Genomic DNA, 17,626 nt, shown 5'->3' on the forward strand with positions numbered 1-17,626 from the left:
TTTTATAATAATAGCGGACTTTAGCCCGCTATTATTTAATATTTTAAAAACTTTCTTAATTCATAAAACTCTCAGCAATCCACTCAAATCCCGGAGCTTTTATTTTTGTGAAGCCCAGTCCTGGCCATGGCAAATGAGAAGCAAATGCCCTGATTTTTGTATCCGCCAACTGTTTAAGAAATTTCTTCCTCGAAGTGGCGGCAATATCCAGATCTGTATCCCCTGAAAATCCCCAATCAGGATGAGGGAAAAGAATAAGATCTGAGTGAATAAGATCAGCAATATACATCAGCTTTTCATTCCCTGATGATATTGTCGTAACGGTTAAACCGGGAGTATGTCCGGGAGCTAATTGAAAATTGAAATGATTATACAGCGTCCTGTTTAAATCATAAAATTTCAACGTTGGCTGAATAGCTTTCAATATATTCTGAAGTGCCGGAATAATCTGGGTTAGCATTTCGGGATGAGCCTTCAAAGCACTGTTATTAAAATCATTAATGGAAGCATTCATCCAAAAATCATATTCTATTTTCGAAATAAAAATAGCAGCATTGGGAAAAACAAGCTTATTCTGTTTATCTACCACTCCACCCATATGATCGGGATGGGCATGAGAGAGGAAAATATCTGTGATATCGTTTGCTGAGAATCCTGCTTTCTGAAGGCTTTTTAATAAAAAACCAGTTCTTTCATCCGCAAATATTCCCATCCCTGTATCCATCAGGATCAGTTTTTCTTTTGTTTTAACAAGCAGGATATTGATCGCCATATCAATATAATCTTCTGATCGGAAATTGTCTTTAAGTATTTTTTTTAGTTCAGTCACATTTCCTCTTGGCGCAAATGAACTCAGATTTTTTTCATGAATATATCCATCTGTCAGAATAAACAGTTCTAATTCTCCCAATTTAATCTTTTTAAAACCGGAAAGATCATCTCCTGTTTTTCCGGAAATGACCTTTGTTTCTGCTAATACATTCGAAAAAGGGAGAAGACTTAATGTCCCTGCTAACAACCCGTTTTTCAATAGTTCTCTTCTATTCATAATGTAAAATAGTGTTTTTTACATTCATCATAACCTAAATAACATCTCCCGGAAAGGAAATGTTCTATGGCAATGAATGTGATAATATTTTTTAATGTAAAAAAACTGAGCTTCTGCCATTCAGAAACTCAGTTTAGGTATAATTAGTGTTTAGTTATTAACCAATTTCATTGATCCTTCACTATATCGTTCTCCTACATTCGGATATTTTTTCAGAATGGCATCAATGGTATCCAAATCTGACTGGGACAACTCAATATTGGCCGCTGCAACATTTTCTTCTAAATACTTGATACGTTTGGTTCCTGGAATTGGGATGATATCGTCTCCCTGATTCAACACCCATGCTAAGGCTAACTGGGTTCCTTTTACTCCTTTAGAAGCAGCAAATTCATTGATTTCATTCGCCAGTTTCGTATTGTTTTCAAGATATTCCTGCTGATAACGTGGTAATGATTTTCTAAAATCATCATCTCCCAGGTTTTGTACTTCATTAATATTCGCAAAAAGACCTCTTGCCAATGGGGAGTAAGGCACTAATGAAATCCCTAATTCTCTGATAGTTGGCAGAATTTCATTCTCAACATCTTTGGTAAGGATAGAATACTCTGACTGTAAAGCAGCTATCGGATGAATTTTATTGGCTTTTCTAATAGATTCTGCGGAGGCTTCAGATAATCCGATATATTTTACTTTACCTGCTTTAACCAACTCTGCCATAGCACCCACAGTTTCTTCAACCGGAACATTTGGATCTACTCGGTGGGCATAATACAGATCTATCGTATCAATTTTTAACCTTTGAAGACTTAGATCCACAGCCTTTCTGATCCATTCCGGAGAACCGTCAAAATAAGTTCCCGGAGCACCACTATGACTGGCTTTTCCATCTTTAAATCTGAATCCGAATTTAGTAGCAATAAAAATTTTATCCCTGTTAGGTACTAAAACTTTGGAAATTAACTTTTCATTTTCTCCATTGGCATACATATCCGCTGTATCCCAGAAGTTAACTCCTAAATCCAATGCTCTGTGCAGAGTACTGATACTTTCCTGTTCATCTGATGGACCATAAGCAAAGCTCATCCCCATACAGCCTAATCCAATTGCAGAAAGTTGTTCGCCGGTGTTTCCTAATTTTTTAAATTTCATGATGGTATTTATTTTAATTCTATGAGACAAAATTAGAACATGAACCCACCATCTTTGATATAGAATTCAAACTAAGAACTATAAAATTCAAACAAGGTTCAATCTTAAGGCATTAGGAGTTATTCCAGTCTGTTTTTTAAAATAGTTGGTAAAATAAGCAGGTTCTTCAAAACCTAATCCATAAGCAATTTCGGAAACATTCCAATCTGTATGCGTCAACAAGGCATTCGCTTCCTGTATTACCCTTGCCGTGATTTGCTGGCTTGTGGTTTTCCCCGTAATCTCTTTTACAGAACGGTTTAAAGAATTGACATGAATAGAAAGACTCTGAGCATAATCATTGGGCGTTTTTAACTTCAAAAAAGCTTCAGGACTGTCAATCGGAAACTGTCTTTCCAACAGCTCCATAAATAAAGAGGCTACTCGTTGAGAGGCATTCTGGTAAGGTTCAAAGGTTTCTGCCGGATGCATTCTCATGGTTTCATGGATCATCAGGTGAAGATACGCTCTTAGCATATCATACTTATGAACATAATCCGATTCAATTTCCGTCATCATTTTAGTATACAGATTAGAAAGAACCTTTTGTTGCTCTTCTTCCACAAAGAAAACCGGAGTTCCCCCAATTTTGAATAGAGGTGAGTCCTGGAGATTCCCCAAACGGCTTCCGTTTTGTAAAAAAGATTCTGTAAAAAGACAAAACCAGCCTTTCTGATCTTCATCATCTGCTTCCCATGAATACGGAACAATAGGATTGGAAAATAACAAGGCAGGACGATCCACGCGAATCCATTTATCAGCATAGTGAAGTTTACCCCTTCCTATAATCAGAGAAATTTTATAATAATCTCTCCTGCTGTAAGGGGTTAGGGGGGAACAATATTCCCTTGAAAACACATTGAAATGCCCCAAATTTTGAGGTCCCAGACATTGAGGTCCCAAATTGGGAGCATTTCGTTCATAAAAGCCTTGTAATGATTCTTTAGAGTCCATAGATCAAAGTTATAAAATTCAAACAAATTAATGGATATAATTATTTTATTTGTCCAAGAGAATACCAAGATGGAAGCTAGAAACTAGAAGATGGAAGTTTTTTTAGTTCATTAATTTTATTGATATTTTTTTATTGAATAAGCTTTTTGAGATCTTAAATGAACCATAGAACCTTTAATTTTTATATTAATCAAACCAAGAACCATTGATGTATAGACACCTAAAAACAATATTATTCATTATTCATTATTCATTATTCATTATTCATTATTCATTATTCATTATTCATTATTCATTATTCATTATTCATTATTCATTACTTATCATAAAAATGGCCAGCACGAATGCCAGCCATTTCAATAGTGAGTATATATAATAGTTGATAATGGTTAATCCCAATCCCCATCCCCATGGCGTCCATGGTTGTGTTTATTTTGTTTCTTGTAATACTTTGCTCTTTCTTTATAGTATTTATCCCTGTCTTTACGGTATTTTTTATAATCGTTTTTTCTTTCGTATACAATAACAGGGTTTTGCCCTCTATAATATCTTTTTTTAAAGACAATATATTTTTCTCTTCCAATAATCCTTTCCAGCTCTGAATATCGATCTCCTCTCCATCTTCCAGGCTCTACTACATATACTCTATTCCATGAATTGTAATCACGGTATCTATCGTTCAATGCATAAACCTGGTTTGCTTGTGTAGTGGAAAGCAACAGATCAGCGACTACTGTCTGCCAATTAATATCTGAAATACTTCTTCTATAATCATTATAATAATCCGATTGGGCATAGCTTAGACTAAACGTCCCCATCAAAAATACTGTTAACAATAACTTTTTCATTTCATTCCTCTTTTAAATTAAACACGGTGAAATAGTCAATTAAAGTGCCAACTATTAACTCTAATTCCTAATATTTGTTAATAAAAAACATAAACAACTGATTATCTTTATAATAATTTATAAATTCTAACAAGTTCTGAAATTTTTATTTGCAATAAAATGATATTTTTAACGGGTATATATGATTAAACAGAGATACGAGGACGGATTTTCAGTTTAAAGTTCATTGGTTTTAAGGTTACACTTCAATTGTAAATTATTTGTTAGGATTAGGCTAAAGACAATAGGTTATGTTGATATCTATATGGATAATAGTTGTTTAATGACAAAACCTTTTACCTTTTAATTATCTAATACTTTTATAAAATTCGTTAAGATTCTCAAAAACTCTTATTTCATGTTAAATAATTTTGTAATTTTAAGGAAGAGAATGCTTTCGGGAGTTCTCAGAATTATTTTTTATCAACCAAATCTCAATAATTATGGAAAATATAAAATTTATGGTATCTCCATATCAGGATGAACTGCAGTTGTTTATTGATGAGAAAAAAGCGGGTTATATGTCCATAGAGGTTGACGGAAGACTTCTTATTGTATATTATACCAAGCTGGATGAAGAGCGTGAAGGTAAAGGCTATGCCAAATTATTGCTGGATGAATTGGTTCGTTATGCAGAAGAAAAAGATTTGCTTGTAGACCCGGAATGTGATTTTGTACGTCAACAATTTGAAAATCATCCCAGAAGGTATAAAGACATCTGGCATGCTTAATCAGGCCTCCCACCAGACTGCAAACTGCTGATCTTTAAGATGAAGATCTACCACCTCTCCAATCATCGGAGTAAGGATATCTAACCCTTTTTCTTTACCGAGACTTGTTATTTTCTGTAAAGGCTCATTCCAGGGATGAAGTGCCAATGCAAATTTAGCAGCATGTACCGGAATGATATGTCTGGTATCAATATCTATGGCTGCCTGAATGACATCTTCCGGTAAAGTATGAATATACCTCCATGCTTCACCATATTGTCCGTTTTCAAGAATAGCATAATCAAAAGGTCCATATTTCTCTCCTATCATTTTAAAATGGGAATCATAACCACTGTCACCACCAAGGAATATTTTTTTAGTAGGAGTTTCCAGTACATAGGAAGTCCAAAGGGTATCATTCTGCTTTAATCTTCTTCCTGAAAAATGTCTTGCCGGGGTAAAGATCAGTTTTATGTTATTTTTTAACTCAACTTCTGTTCCCCACTCTTCTTCAATAAGTTGTTGTTCCGTATATCCCCATCTTTCCAGGTGTGCCCCAACTCCTAATGGAACAATAGCCATTCCGGTACGATCTTTAATGGATTTAACAGTCGGATAATCCAGATGGTCAAAATGATCGTGGGTAATCACAAGATAATCCAGATCCGGAATGTGCTCAGGTTTAAAAATGTCAGATCCTTTAAACGCTTTATTAAAGTATTTGAAAGGTGAGCCATACAGGCTTAATACAGGATCAATTAAAAATGAAACACCATCGGTCTGTATATAATAAGATGAATGCCCTAACCAGATGAAAACATCTATATTTTTATCCAGACTTTTCAAATCTGTAGGAATGGAAGGAATTTCTCTTAAAGGCTTCAGTAAAGGATGCTTTTTTCCTAAAAAGAAATCACAGGTTACTTTGGTCATTTTATAGCCTTCCGCAAGGGAGGGTGTATGACTGATATTCTGAAATTGTTTATTCCGGTAAAGCTTCGACTGTCTCATACGTTCCAATCGTTTTCCTTTTGGTACTGCACCGAATGCCGGTCTGTTAATTACTATACAATAGGTTGCTGCCAACAGAATCACAACCACAAGAATCCAATACATCATTTGTAAAAAATAAACATCAAAGGTACCTACTTTTGCGCTTACATGAAAATAAGATGCATTTGAGTCTATTTTTTAACTAAATTTATCATGTGTTTCAGAAAATTTATTATTCATTTAAGTGATGATTAATTTTAAACTTTCTATTTTAGCGGCTTAAAAAAACTCAAAGATATATTGAAAAATTACTCGGTAATATTTATTCTGGCCATGCTTTCCTCATGTGCGTCTATCAGAAGGCACAACGAACAGCGGGCCTCATGTATCCCACCGGAGCAGCTTAAGGAAGATGTAGATTTTGCCTACTCAAAACTCCAGCAGATGCATCCACAACTGTATTGGTATATCCCCAAACAGGAGTTAGATCATAAGTTTGACAGTCTTAAGCAAACCCTTAACGAACCTCTTACCCCACTTCAGTTCTATTTTAAACTTCAACCTGTAGTTGCAGGAATCCGGGAAGGGCATCTTTCATTAAGAGTTCCGAGAAAAAAATTCACAAAAAGAGAAATTAAAGAATTAGAACAGAAAAAAGGACTGTTCAGCAGATTTGGTTATTATATTTCCGGAGATCAAATGTATATTACGGAAAACAGAGATTCTATTGAAAAGATTCAGCCGGGAACTGAAGTTCTGTCTATCAACAATATTCCGGTTTCAGACTATATCAAAAAATACAGAAACGTTATCAGCAGTGACGGGTATAATACTACTTTTCAACCCTATTTTTTAAAGGATCTCTTTTTCAATTATTATACTGCAGAAAACGGATTAGCAGACAAGGCCATCATCGAAACGCTTTATAAAGGTGAAAAACGTACTTACACTTTAACACGGGAATCAAAATTAGATACCGATATTCAAAAGGATAAGGAGATGAATAAGCGTACTCCGGAGAAAAAACTTAATGATTATGTTGCGGCCAGCAACTCTTATAACCGAAGTTTTAGGTTTCTGGATAAAGACAGTACGATTGCTTATATAAAAGTGAAAAGTTTCTCCCGTGAATATTCGGGAGAGTTTTACAAAAAAACTTTTTCAAAGATTAAAAATGCAAAATCAGATTACCTCATCATAGATGTCCGTAATAATTATGGAGGTTCTCTTTATGAGATCAATAATCTGTATTCCTATCTTACAGATAAACCTTTTACCCTGATAAAACCTTCACAGGTTACCTCAAGAGATATCCCGTTAAGGACCAATTATTTTAGAAAAAGTACTCCGTTAGACTATGCCATTAAAAGTATCTCTTATCCAAGTTACTTTTTTGCCCAGGCTTTCAGTACTTATAAAAAGGATGGAAAAGTTTTCTACAAAATGAAAGCTGATAAACCTACAAAGCCTAATAAGGAAGCTTTTCACGGTAAAGTTTTTGTTCTTATTAATGGCGGAAGCTTTTCTGCCTCTTCTATTATTACGGCAAAGCTTAAGAATGATAAAAGAGCAACTCTTGTAGGAGAAGAAACAGGAGGTGCCAATGACGGAACAGTGGCCGGGTTTTATTCTTATCAGAAACTTCCTAATTCCGAGATTACATTTCCAATCGGGCTGCTTCTGGTACAACCGAATATTGATTTTTCAGACACCAAAAAAGGAGTGATTCCAGATATAGAGATCAAAGAAAATATGCAGGATATTATTGATAAAAAAGACCCGCAGCTGGATTGGATAAGAAATGAAATTGGTAAGGAAAAGGCAGAGAAAAATTAACTGAAAAAGAAAGATTTTGAAGTGAGAAAATTCAACATTTGTTAATGTATAAATAGGTTTCGGCGGGCTGAAAGCCCGCCGAAACCTATTTAGTTTACCTCTTCAGTTCTTTTAAAAGGGATTCTATATGATTGATATATCTTCCATAATAATGATGAAACCAGAATTTTCCAGAGAAAAACAGTAAAAACAATCCTCCGATGACACTTCCAATCAGAATAAGTGCAATCTTCGTCTCGCTTAAAGGCTGTGGCCAGGGAATAAACTCCAGCACAATAAGGATCTCACATACTATAAACGGTGCAAAACTGATATAGTAGGATAAATAATATTGTTTATTGAGGTTCAGCTGAGTCATGAGGTCCTTGAGAGAATCATTGGTTTTAAGTTCTGTATTGCTGATATTATTATACAGTTTAAAAAACTTGCTGTAAAAGAAAACGGTAACAATAAGCATTGAAGCAATCAAAACCGTAATATACAATTGAAGTTTAAAAGGTCTGCAAACGGAGCAAACCATAAAGGCAAAAATGAAGATTCCTACCACCCACCAGAATTCCATACGCATATTTTTACGTACTTTTTCTAGGGGAAGATTGATTTTATGGCGTTGCTCTGTATTAATTTCAGGCGTTTCGTTTCCAATATCTTCATTCCAGGTATTTTTTAATTCATCTATATTCATTGGATTACTGATTTAAGGTTGGTTAGGGGTATGTTGGTTTAAGATATCTTTCAATTTATTTTTGGCCCGGTTCATTTTCACCCTTGCATTTCCTTCGGAGATCCCCATCTGTTCGGAAATCTGTTTTCCTGAAAAGTCTTCCAGGTAATAGAAAATAAAGGCCTTGTCAATAGGATTAAGGAGATGAATCGCTTTATACATTTCAGTCATCCGCTCTTCTTTATCATTGTCATATTCTTCGTGAGCAATTATATGATTAGAGAAGTCTTCATTTCCGATAAAACCTCTTCTTTTTTGATTTTTGAGAAAAATAATCGCTGTATTTAAAGCAATTCTGTACAGCCAGGTTGAAAATTCGCTTTCCCCCCTGAAGTTTGGATATGCCTTCCATAGCTGAAAGGTAATCTCCTGAAAAAGATCATCGCGGTCCTCTTTTTCGGACATATACATTTTGGAAATCTTAAAAATGATTCCTTTATGCTTTTCAATCTTATGGATAAACTCTTGCTCTAGTGAGGTCATAGCTTGTTACTCTATAGAGTTAGTTTTGATTTAAAAAAATTGTTACAGAAATCATTGAAAAAAAAATCCTTAAAAAACAAAGAAGCTTTTCAAGGATTTTTATTGTATGTTCTGTACCACAAGGGATTATTGCTAAAAAATATAATCTGTGCTTAAAAAATTGGAGTCATGCTCCCTTACAATGGTATTCAGTAACTTTTTATTAGAATCTGTAAGTTTTGCGGCTACCAGAGATCTTATTGAAAAGGAACGCAAGGCATCAAAAACAGAAAGTGTTCCTTCTGCGCTGTCTTTTCTTCCGGTAAACGGAAATACGTCCGGACCACGCTGTGCCTGGCAATTGATATTCACACGGCTTACCAAATTTACAAAAGGGTCAATCAGTTTTGCAACTTCCTGTGGATCTTCACTGAAAATACTTACCTGCATTCCATGGGAAGCATTGACCTGATAATCTATAGGTTCTTCAATATCTTCAAAAGGAACCACCGGAATGACAGGACCAAATTGTTCTTCATGATATAACTTCATATCGCTATTTACAGGATAAACTACAGCGGGGAAAACAAAGGATTCTTCTGTGTAACCGCCCTCTTTATTTAAAACAACAGCTCCTTTCTGGATGGCATCTTCAATACATTCTTTCAGATAAGAAGGTTTATTGACTTCCGGAAGCGGTGTTACTTTCACGTCTTTTTCCCATGGTAAACCTGCTTTCAAAGCGGAAACAGCTTCACTTAACCTTGTGGTAAATTCTGCTGCAATTTCTTTCTGTACAAAAATCAGTTTTAAAGCTGTACAACGCTGACCATTGAAAGAAAGTGCACCAAGAATACATTCACTAACCGCTACATCAAGATTGGCATTTTTGGTAACAATAGCTGCGTTTTTAGCATCCAGACTCAGGATTGCTCTTAAACGGTTCACTTTAGGGTGTAATTTTTTCAATCCATTCGCTACTTTACTGGAACCGATAAAGGCCAATACATTGACTTTTCCGCTTTCCATGATCGGAGTAATAATCTCAGAACCTTTTCCATATAAAGTATTTACTGTTCCTTTCGGGAAAGCTTCTTTAAAGGCATTCAATAAAGGATAATGGGCTAAAACCCCGTGTTTAGGTAACTTAAACAAAATGGTATTTCCCATGATTAATGCCGGGATCAGTGTGGTAAAGATCTCATTCAAAGGATAATTGAAAGGGCCCATACTTAAAACCACCCCCAAGGGTGCTCTCCTGATTTGTGCAATGGTTCCTTCTGCCTCCTGGAAACGGGAAGATTCTCTGTCCAGATCTTTTAAAGCATCAATCGTCTGGTTGATGTAATCTACGGTGCGGTCAAATTCTTTGGTAGAATCAGCCAGTGTTTTTCCTATTTCCCACATCAGCAGTTTGATAATCAGATCACGCTGTTGGATCATCAAATAGACGAATTTCTGCATGCACTTGATTCTGCCTTCCACGGACATTGTTGGCCATTCTCCAAGGCCGTTATCGTAGGCTTTTACACAAGCTTCCAGTACTTCCATGGCTTCTTCAGGGCCGATATTTGGAATACTTCCCAACAATTTTCTCTCCAAGCCGTTTTCTGTAGGGATACAAACAGGGGAATAAATATTCTGGGTTTCTCCTTTCCATTCCACCAGCTCACCATTGAGAAGATAGACTTTCTGATGAATTTCCGGGACTTTATATTCTTCGGGTATTTCGTTTTCGCTTTTAAAAATATCTTGAAATGCTGGATTGTTTCCTGAACTCATATTTTTAGTATTTAATAATTTGAATCTGAATTGTGAAGAATAAAGGTAGATGTAAAAATTGATTTTAAGAATAGTGATTCAATAGATTTGCTCTATTTAAGAGCTATTTGAACGAAAATTAACTCAGCCAACTGAAAAAAACGATACTTTTGTTTAAAAATAAATTTCAATGTTTTCAAAAATAGTTTTCAGTACATTATTTCTTTTCTCAGCGTTTAGTTTCGCTCAAAAATCTAAAGCGATCAATACTGTTTTATTAAAAGGAACACCTGTACGTACTTACTCCAAATTACCGGATGTAAACAAACCTGCTCCTAAATTCACCCTTACGGATGTTAATATGAATGACCAGAGCTTAGATGCTTACAAAGGGAGATATGTTATTTTAAATATCTTTCCGAGTGTGGATACGGGAGTTTGCTCAGCATCTGTGCATCATTTCAATGAGGAGGCAGGAAATCTTCCCAATACAGTGGTTCTTTGTATTTCCAAGGACTTACCTTTCGCTCAAAAAAGATTTTGTGGTGCGGAAGGAATCAACAATGTGGTGATGCTTTCGGATTTCCGTTCTGATTTCGGATGGAATTACGGAGTAGAAATGGTAGAATCTTCTATGAAAGGACTTCTCAGCAGAGCTGTTGTCGTAATAGATCCTTCGGGAACCATTATCTATGAAGAGCAGGTACCGGATATTTCTCAGGAACCTAATTATGCAGCGGCAATTCAGGCTGTAAAACAATAAACAAAAAATCTCCGGTAACAGATAATTACCGGATATTTTTTGAAAGATATAATGATTAAATACTGTTTCCGATTATGGAAAACCATAATAATAATCAGATTGTTAAACTTATTTTTGTTAGATTTTAAATTTAAAAATTATGGTAAACTATGATGAAAGTGACTTAATTTACAATGATTATGTCGAAACAACTACAGATGGAGATGACCCAAATTACACTGCTATTCGGGACAGAGAAAGGGTAAGCAAAAATGAGCTTTATGAGCTCGTTTGGTTTTGTGACGCTTATGTAAAGAATAATGATGTTCCTAAAACAAAAGCAAGTTTTCAAAAAGTTGAAAAATTACTGAGGTTACCACAAGTAAGTCATGTTGTAATGAGAGATGAGCTTAATAGTTTTGTGACTAAACATTGGAATTCTAACTTAGTTTAAACTAGAATCCACCCAAAACCTGCCTCACAGCAGGTTTTATTTTCAAAGTGAACAAAAATCTATATCTATTTGGCAGGTCTTTATTATTCCCTTATTATTTCAAACAAAATTTTAACTTTGAAAATATTAGAAAACCACAATGGGATTCGAATACAAATTAAAAACAAAACTCACAGACCAACAAACCACTGAAATTCAGGATTTGTTAGAAAGCTCTGATCTTTTCGAGAAAAAATATGAATATGCCCATCAGGTATTTCGGGATTTCAGACATGCAGAAAACACTGGAGAAATGCCTAATATCAGTATTATTTTTGAGGAAGATGGTATCTATATTTGTCAGTATGGCTCTTCTTATGTGTGGAAAGATCTTGATGAACTTAAAAACTATATAGAGAAAGAACAAATCGCATATAAAATCATTGACTATCAGGATTAAAAATATAGTTACATAAACCTGGAAATCTAAAAAAACCTGCTTAACAGCAGGTTTCTATTTTTTAAGACATCATCATTAAGAACCATTCGTAAGATGAAAATATCGTGGATCAGGATATTGAAATTCATAATCCAGCTCTGAAATTAATTTTGAAGGTGATATTGTTCTGCCTTGGGTGGTGCGTTCACCTGAATACGACAGATCTTTCTGTGCATTGATGATCTCTTCTTTATTAGGATGCACAGGCGCCACCACATTATAGACTTTGGACTGAGACTTATTCTCCAGCATTTTTTCAACGACTGAACAAATATCCGCATAATGAATATGGTTGACCAGCAGATCCAGATTGGATATATTATAATTCTTTAGAAGCCTCTGGTCCCCCATTAACCCTGCTAATCTCAAAATATTAACTTCAGGAAATCTGCTTTTTATAATACCCTCGCTTGGCACATCATCTGCAAGACGGTCATCTTCCGTAAACTCTTTTTCAGTATCAGGATATACTCCTGTAGAGCTCATCAAATAGACCTGACCTTTATAGTCCCCAAGAAATGCAAGTAAATTCTTAGCTCTATCATACAAAGGAATTTCAGCTCCTCTCACTCCCGAAAACGGAACCGTGATAATCACCGCATCCAACTGTGGCGCTATTTCCCACTCCTGCATTGTTTCCGATATATCTTCATCCGGAAAGCTGACCTGAGTGATGTGATATCCTTTAGCGGATAAATCTTTTATCTTAGACGCTGAAGTGGTGGTTGCAAAAATCTCATATTGACCCGATAACTTCTCTGCTATATGAGTGCCTAACCAACCACAACCTATAATTCCAATTTTTTTCATTTTTTAATTTATGAATCTATTTGTTAAAAAACAAATGTTTGTCTATGAATCCATCAACACTTCTCCATCCTTCAAAACCCTATACTCCTGTCCTACCTCATTAGAAATTCTTTTCAGATCATTCTCATCAAACAGCTGTGGAATATAACATTTCTCATGCGAAAACAATCCATAATGTATCGGAACTAGTTTTTTAGCATGTAAAAGATGAGCCGCAGTAAAAGCTTCCTTCAAATTAAGTGAAGCCGGAACCGGGCTGTATTCCAATCCTATTATTTCAAAGTTCACAACAACACCATTAGCAGGCAAAAATGCATACTCTATATTTTCATTCTCTTTTCCCAATTTCCAGAACTGGTTATGCCAAATGGTATCTCCACCATGAAAAATTTTAGTGGTTGCATCTTCCACGATCCATGAAGACTGAATTTCTCCTACTCCGTCCATTGCAAATACAGGTTTAAAGGTAATACTGTTTTCTGTAAAAACTTCATTAAGGTTCAATACAACCATTTCAATATCACCCATAATCTTTCTGACAACTGATTCTAACCCTGAGTATACAATTAGTTTCCCATTCTTTTTCAGGCATTTTTCCACAACACTTTTATCAAAATGATCCAGATGCATATGGGTAAATAAGATATAATCTGCTTCTATCTCATCTGTAAAAGAGATCACTTCGTCTACAGCCTCTCCTAATACAGGTTTGTAATAAGAAAAATCCTCTACTGCATCCATCAAAACTGTTTTCCCCTGAGAAATCAGTTTTATTCCTGCCCAGTTTAATTTTTGTATTTCCATATTCTTTTTTCAACAAAGGAAAAGACTTATAGAAGGTCAAACAATAAACAAAAGTTAATTAATTCTCTTTCTGATTCGGCTCAGAGAAATTGGAGTGATCCCGATATAGGACGCCAGATATTTTAAAGGAATATTCTGAATATAATGAGGCTTGTTGGCTAATAGATATTCGTAAAGATCCTGAGGAGTATTTTTAAGCAGAAGCATTTCGCGTTTCATAGCGGCATTCAGTTTCCTGGTCAGATAATAATTTTGCACAAAACGACACTCAGGGTTTACAGCGAACATTTCTTTTACCTCATCTAAAGTAATTTCCCAGGCAAGGCCACTGCTGATGGACTCATAAATACCTTCAGAACCTTTATCTCCAACGGTAAAAATATCACCGGGAAAGTAGAATTCTGCACAAACTTCGGTATCGATGTCTGAGGTACTGTTAATATAGTATTTACGGACAAGCCCATCTTCAAGAAGATAGGCTTTATGGTCCGGGAATATGTTTTTCTTTGAAAACTCAACCTCAGCAAATTTCTCCCAAACAGGATCACTATCCTCTACATTGAGGTGTGAAAACAGTTGTTTGTTAATACTAGCCAATGCTGAATTATTTATAATTTACAGTAAATTTTCGTCTACAAGGTTCGGAAGGGTTACCTTTAGGTTAGGTTCAACTTCCATAGCTCTTTTAATTGCGAAAATAGCCCCTTCATTTCTTGCCCAGCTTCTTCTTGAGATTCCGTTATTCACGTCCCAGAAAAGCATAGATTTTAATCTTCTGTCGGCATCATCACTACCATCCAGCAGCATTCCGAAACCTCCATTAATTACTTCTCCCCAGCCTACTCCACCACCATTATGGATAGAAACCCAGGTTGCCCCACGGAAACTGTCACCAATAACGTTGTGAATAGCCATATCTGCCGTAAACCTGGAACCATCGTAGATATTGGAAGTCTCTCTGTAAGGAGAATCTGTTCCAGAAACATCGTGATGATCTCTCCCTAATACTATAGGTCCTATTTCACCATTTTTAATCGCTTTATTGAAGGCTTCAGCAATCTTCATTCTTCCTTCTGCATCGGCATACAGGATTCTTGCCTGTGATCCTACTACCAATTTATTTTCCTGTGCTCCTTTGATCCACTGAATATTATCCTTCATCTGCTGCTGGATCTCTTCAGGAGAGTTTTTAATCATTTCTTCCAATACAGCACATGCAATTTCATCAGTTTTCTGTAAATCTTCCGGTTTTCCGCTTGCACATACCCAACGGAATGGTCCAAAACCGTAATCAAAGCACATTGGTCCCATAATATCCTGAACATAACTTGGATATTTAAATTCTCTTCCTAATGTTGGATTATCTGCCATTACATCTGCTCCGGCTCTGGAAGCTTCCAATAAGAAGGCATTCCCGTAATCGAAGAAGTAAGTTCCTTTTTCTGTATGTTTATTGATCGCTGCAGCGTGTCTTCTTAAAGTTTCCTGAACTTTTTCTTTAAATAATTCAGGGTCTTCAGCCATCATTGCATTGGATTCTTCAAAACTTTGTCCTACCGGATAATATCCACCCGCCCAAGGATTGTGAAGTGATGTCTGGTCTGAACCAATATCAATTCTTAAATCTTCTTTGTCAAATTTTTCCCAAACGTCCACAATGTTTCCAAGGTACGCTAAAGAAACCGTTTCTTTATTTTGTTGTGCTTCTCTTACTCTTTTTACCAATGCATCAAGGTCTTCATAAATTTCATTCACCCATTTCTGATCATGACGAATTTTGGTGATTTTTGGATTTACTTCTGCACATACGGTAACACAACCGGCAATATTTCCTGCTTTTGGCTGAGCTCCACTCATTCCTCCTAATCCTGAAGTTACGAAAAGTCCTCCTTTTGGCTCTTTATTGATCTTTCTGAAAGCGTTTAAAGCAGTAATCGTTGTTCCGTGAACAATTCCCTGTGGGCCGATGTACATATAACTTCCTGCAGTCATTTGTCCGTACTGCGTTACGCCAAGAGCATTGAATTTCTCCCAATCATCCGGCTTTGAATAGTTCGGGATCATCATCCCGTTCGTTACGACTACTCTTGGTGCATCTTTATGAGACGGGAACAATCCCATCGGATGTCCTGAATACATGACCAAAGTCTGTTCATTGGTCATTTCAGAGAGATACCTCATCGTCAACAGATACTGTGCCCAGTTGGAGAAAACAGCACCATTTCCCCCGTAAGTAATCAATTCATGAGGGTGCTGAGCAACTGCATAATCCAGATTGTTCTGAATCATCAGCATAATGGCTTTCGCCTGCTCAGATTTTCCCGGATAATCTTCAATGGATCTCGCTTTCATCTCGTAATCCGGACGGAAACGATACATATAAATTCTTCCGTAATCCTCCAATTCCTGCTTAAATTCAGGAATTAATTCTGCATGAAACTTGGGATCGAAATAACGTAAAGCATTCTTTAATGCCAGTTTTTTCTCTTCTTCCCCTAAAATTTCTTTACGCTTTGGAGCATGGTTGATATTGGTCTCGTATGGTTTTGGTTGTGGCAGCTGATTAGGAATCCCCTGCTGTATCTGTTCTTGGAATGTCATATTGCTATTTAAAGTTCTATGTTTAAACAATGTTTGAAGTTTTAAAGATATTCAAATTATGAAATATAGGCAACAAAAGAGGGGAAAAGCAAAGGAGAAAGAATGAATAAGCAAAAAAATTGATTATCAACCCTGTGAAAAGATAATCAACAGTATATTTTTAAATACTATATTTGAAAAGATGCACTCACATTCCCCTCCTCTGGAGGGGTGGATTTCAAAATTCAAAGAATTTTGGAAGACGGGGTGGTTAAAACACACAAATGAAAGAAATACTAACCTCCATCAATGGAATTCCCATTCATAAAAATTTTGTAGAAAACCTTCCCTATAATCCCTATTTAAAAGTATTATTAAAAGAAAAACGTAAAGCCAGAATACTAGGTGAAGTTATCTTCTGGAAAAAAGTTAGGGCCAGAACTTTTCATCATATTGATTTCGACAAGCAAAGAATTATTGGAAACTATATTGTCGATTTTTATGTGAAATCTTTAGGATTAATTATAGAAATTGATGGTTCAAGCCATGAAGGGAAAGAAGTTTATGATGACATTAGGCAAAAATATCTGGAATCTTTAGGTCTATTGGTTTTTAGGATTGCTGATTTTGACGTAAGAAATAATCTTGTGTTGACTATGAAAGATTTAGAGGATTTTATTATTACGCATTATGGAACCACCCCGTCTTCAAAAATTTGATAATTTTTGAATCACACCCCTCCAGAGGAGGGGAATTTCTTCTTACAAAATAAGATTATAACCCAGATGAAAAATAAAAAACCTCACTGAAATTCAGTAAGGTTATTATTTATTGTACGTATAAAAACTTCTTAAGTTAGAACATCATCATTTTCCTCTTCATGATCGTCCTCATTATCACTGAGGCTCCAATAGTTGTTTTCTTCATCTTCCTCTCCTATTTCTTCCATTTCATCATCCTCTTCGGTTCCTGGGATATCCAGGCCTTTATCTATTTTGTCATCATCTATATCTTCGTCAAATATAGGATTCCCGTCTCCATCCAGCGAAATATGTTTTTCTCTTTTGAATATATCTTCGTTGGGATCATAATCCATACGTTCTAACCTTTTATTCTGTTCATTAATATTGTTTTCTGGTGCCATAATATTTAGGTTTTAAGGGTTACTATAGTCAGAACAAAAATAATTCCA

19 protein-coding genes are annotated in these 17,626 nt (G+C 35.6%); 6 read left to right on the top strand and 13 right to left on the bottom strand.

The window, feature by feature from the left end; translation table 11 throughout:
• Positions 1 to 55 precede the first annotated feature (55 nt).
• The 4 genes from NBX25_RS09250 to NBX25_RS09265 all read right to left on the bottom strand — a co-directional run bounded on the left by NBX25_RS09250 (position 56) and on the right by NBX25_RS09265 (position 4,041).
• Positions 56 to 1,048: an MBL fold metallo-hydrolase gene (locus tag NBX25_RS09250; protein ID WP_250253438.1), complete on the bottom strand. Its 993-nt coding sequence runs from the start codon at positions 1,046 to 1,048 to the stop codon at positions 56 to 58.
• A 150-nt stretch (positions 1,049 to 1,198) separates the two neighbouring features.
• Complete coding sequence (locus NBX25_RS09255) at positions 1,199 to 2,200, bottom strand: aldo/keto reductase (protein WP_123911076.1); 1,002 nt, start codon at positions 2,198 to 2,200, stop codon at positions 1,199 to 1,201.
• Between the two features lie 87 nt (positions 2,201 to 2,287).
• Complete coding sequence (locus tag NBX25_RS09260; RefSeq protein ID WP_250253439.1) at positions 2,288 to 3,193, bottom strand: helix-turn-helix domain-containing protein; 906 nt, start codon at positions 3,191 to 3,193, stop codon at positions 2,288 to 2,290.
• A 389-nt stretch (positions 3,194 to 3,582) separates the two neighbouring features.
• Positions 3,583 to 4,041 carry a hypothetical protein gene (locus NBX25_RS09265; protein ID WP_123911075.1) on the bottom strand — a complete coding sequence of 153 codons (459 nt, stop codon included), beginning with the start codon at positions 4,039 to 4,041 and terminating at the stop codon, positions 3,583 to 3,585.
• A gap of 482 nt (positions 4,042 to 4,523) precedes the next feature.
• Here NBX25_RS09265 and NBX25_RS09270 point away from each other — a divergent pair, with 482 nt between their 5' ends.
• Entirely contained in the window at positions 4,524 to 4,811 is a 288-nt protein-coding gene (locus NBX25_RS09270) for a GNAT family N-acetyltransferase (RefSeq protein ID WP_068943752.1), read from the top strand.
• On the opposite strand, the gene NBX25_RS09275 is transcribed toward NBX25_RS09270, so the two are convergent.
• Positions 4,812 to 5,909 carry an MBL fold metallo-hydrolase gene (locus NBX25_RS09275; RefSeq protein ID WP_250253440.1) on the bottom strand — a complete coding sequence of 366 codons (1,098 nt, stop codon included), beginning with the start codon at positions 5,907 to 5,909 and terminating at the stop codon, positions 4,812 to 4,814.
• Positions 5,910 to 6,083: 174 nt separating this feature from the next.
• On the opposite strand from NBX25_RS09275, the gene NBX25_RS09280 reads away from it, so the two are divergent.
• Positions 6,084 to 7,619, top strand: coding sequence for a S41 family peptidase (locus tag NBX25_RS09280; protein ID WP_123856382.1), 1,536 nt, complete (start codon positions 6,084 to 6,086; stop codon positions 7,617 to 7,619).
• Positions 7,620 to 7,713: 94 nt separating this feature from the next.
• Here NBX25_RS09280 and NBX25_RS09285 read toward each other — a convergent pair whose 3' ends face one another.
• The 3 genes from NBX25_RS09285 to NBX25_RS09295 form a co-directional block, all read right to left on the bottom strand.
• Positions 7,714 to 8,304, bottom strand: coding sequence for a hypothetical protein (locus tag NBX25_RS09285; RefSeq protein ID WP_250253441.1), 591 nt, complete (start codon positions 8,302 to 8,304; stop codon positions 7,714 to 7,716).
• A 12-nt stretch (positions 8,305 to 8,316) separates the two neighbouring features.
• Positions 8,317 to 8,826, bottom strand: a complete 510-nt coding sequence (locus NBX25_RS09290; protein ID WP_250253442.1) for an RNA polymerase sigma factor — start codon at positions 8,824 to 8,826, stop codon at positions 8,317 to 8,319.
• 132 nt (positions 8,827 to 8,958) lie between these two features.
• Positions 8,959 to 10,587 (bottom strand): NADP-dependent glyceraldehyde-3-phosphate dehydrogenase, encoded by a 1,629-nt coding sequence (locus NBX25_RS09295; protein ID WP_250253443.1) that lies wholly within the window; start codon positions 10,585 to 10,587, stop codon positions 8,959 to 8,961.
• Positions 10,588 to 10,828: 241 nt separating this feature from the next.
• Between NBX25_RS09295 and tpx the strand changes: the two genes are divergently transcribed.
• From tpx to NBX25_RS09310, 3 genes are all read left to right on the top strand, one after another.
• On the top strand, positions 10,829 to 11,329 hold the full coding sequence (tpx, locus tag NBX25_RS09300) for a thiol peroxidase (protein ID WP_394343549.1): 501 nt from the start codon (positions 10,829 to 10,831) through the stop codon (positions 11,327 to 11,329).
• A gap of 139 nt (positions 11,330 to 11,468) precedes the next feature.
• Complete coding sequence (locus NBX25_RS09305) at positions 11,469 to 11,762, top strand: hypothetical protein (RefSeq protein ID WP_250253444.1); 294 nt, start codon at positions 11,469 to 11,471, stop codon at positions 11,760 to 11,762.
• 139 nt (positions 11,763 to 11,901) lie between these two features.
• Complete coding sequence (locus NBX25_RS09310) at positions 11,902 to 12,201, top strand: hypothetical protein (protein WP_250253445.1); 300 nt, start codon at positions 11,902 to 11,904, stop codon at positions 12,199 to 12,201.
• A 75-nt stretch (positions 12,202 to 12,276) separates the two neighbouring features.
• Here the strand turns inward: NBX25_RS09310 and NBX25_RS09315 are convergent, their stop codons facing one another.
• The 4 genes from NBX25_RS09315 to hutU are packed head-to-tail and all read right to left on the bottom strand — an operon-like array spanning position 12,277 to position 16,455.
• Positions 12,277 to 13,050, bottom strand: coding sequence for a Rossmann-fold NAD(P)-binding domain-containing protein (locus tag NBX25_RS09315; protein WP_250253446.1), 774 nt, complete (start codon positions 13,048 to 13,050; stop codon positions 12,277 to 12,279).
• Between the two features lie 42 nt (positions 13,051 to 13,092).
• Complete coding sequence (locus NBX25_RS09320) at positions 13,093 to 13,854, bottom strand: MBL fold metallo-hydrolase (RefSeq protein ID WP_250253447.1); 762 nt, start codon at positions 13,852 to 13,854, stop codon at positions 13,093 to 13,095.
• A 54-nt stretch (positions 13,855 to 13,908) separates the two neighbouring features.
• Positions 13,909 to 14,451, bottom strand: coding sequence for a Crp/Fnr family transcriptional regulator (locus NBX25_RS09325; protein ID WP_123911063.1), 543 nt, complete (start codon positions 14,449 to 14,451; stop codon positions 13,909 to 13,911).
• 18 nt (positions 14,452 to 14,469) lie between these two features.
• Positions 14,470 to 16,455: a urocanate hydratase gene (gene hutU / locus NBX25_RS09330; RefSeq protein WP_250253448.1), complete on the bottom strand. Its 1,986-nt coding sequence runs from the start codon at positions 16,453 to 16,455 to the stop codon at positions 14,470 to 14,472.
• 263 nt (positions 16,456 to 16,718) lie between these two features.
• Here hutU and NBX25_RS09335 point away from each other — a divergent pair, with 263 nt between their 5' ends.
• Complete coding sequence (locus NBX25_RS09335; RefSeq protein ID WP_250253449.1) at positions 16,719 to 17,153, top strand: endonuclease domain-containing protein; 435 nt, start codon at positions 16,719 to 16,721, stop codon at positions 17,151 to 17,153.
• A 131-nt stretch (positions 17,154 to 17,284) separates the two neighbouring features.
• Here NBX25_RS09335 and NBX25_RS09340 read toward each other — a convergent pair whose 3' ends face one another.
• Positions 17,285 to 17,578: a hypothetical protein gene (locus NBX25_RS09340; protein WP_250253450.1), complete on the bottom strand. Its 294-nt coding sequence runs from the start codon at positions 17,576 to 17,578 to the stop codon at positions 17,285 to 17,287.
• Between the last annotated feature and the right edge of the window lie 48 nt (positions 17,579 to 17,626).

The sequence above is a fragment of the Chryseobacterium sp. Marseille-Q3244 genome (assembly GCF_940807095.1).
Lineage (GTDB): Bacteria > Bacteroidota > Bacteroidia > Flavobacteriales > Weeksellaceae > Chryseobacterium.

Coding starts and splice junctions, on each gene's coding strand:
- NBX25_RS09250 (WP_250253438.1), bottom strand. CDS start 1,048: ATGAATAGAAGAGAACTATTGAAAAACGGGTTGTTAGCAGGGACATTA.
- NBX25_RS09255 (WP_123911076.1), bottom strand. CDS start 2,200: ATGAAATTTAAAAAATTAGGAAACACCGGCGAACAACTTTCTGCAATT.
- NBX25_RS09260 (WP_250253439.1), bottom strand. CDS start 3,193: ATGGACTCTAAAGAATCATTACAAGGCTTTTATGAACGAAATGCTCCC.
- NBX25_RS09265 (WP_123911075.1), bottom strand. CDS start 4,041: ATGAAAAAGTTATTGTTAACAGTATTTTTGATGGGGACGTTTAGTCTA.
- NBX25_RS09270 (WP_068943752.1), top strand. CDS start 4,524: ATGGAAAATATAAAATTTATGGTATCTCCATATCAGGATGAACTGCAG.
- NBX25_RS09275 (WP_250253440.1), bottom strand. CDS start 5,909: ATGATGTATTGGATTCTTGTGGTTGTGATTCTGTTGGCAGCAACCTAT.
- NBX25_RS09285 (WP_250253441.1), bottom strand. CDS start 8,304: ATGAATATAGATGAATTAAAAAATACCTGGAATGAAGATATTGGAAAC.
- NBX25_RS09290 (WP_250253442.1), bottom strand. CDS start 8,826: ATGACCTCACTAGAGCAAGAGTTTATCCATAAGATTGAAAAGCATAAA.
- NBX25_RS09295 (WP_250253443.1), bottom strand. CDS start 10,587: ATGAGTTCAGGAAACAATCCAGCATTTCAAGATATTTTTAAAAGCGAA.
- NBX25_RS09305 (WP_250253444.1), top strand. CDS start 11,469: ATGGTAAACTATGATGAAAGTGACTTAATTTACAATGATTATGTCGAA.
- NBX25_RS09310 (WP_250253445.1), top strand. CDS start 11,902: ATGGGATTCGAATACAAATTAAAAACAAAACTCACAGACCAACAAACC.
- NBX25_RS09315 (WP_250253446.1), bottom strand. CDS start 13,050: ATGAAAAAAATTGGAATTATAGGTTGTGGTTGGTTAGGCACTCATATA.
- NBX25_RS09320 (WP_250253447.1), bottom strand. CDS start 13,854: ATGGAAATACAAAAATTAAACTGGGCAGGAATAAAACTGATTTCTCAG.
- hutU (WP_250253448.1), bottom strand. CDS start 16,455: ATGACATTCCAAGAACAGATACAGCAGGGGATTCCTAATCAGCTGCCA.
- NBX25_RS09335 (WP_250253449.1), top strand. CDS start 16,719: ATGAAAGAAATACTAACCTCCATCAATGGAATTCCCATTCATAAAAAT.
- NBX25_RS09340 (WP_250253450.1), bottom strand. CDS start 17,578: ATGGCACCAGAAAACAATATTAATGAACAGAATAAAAGGTTAGAACGT.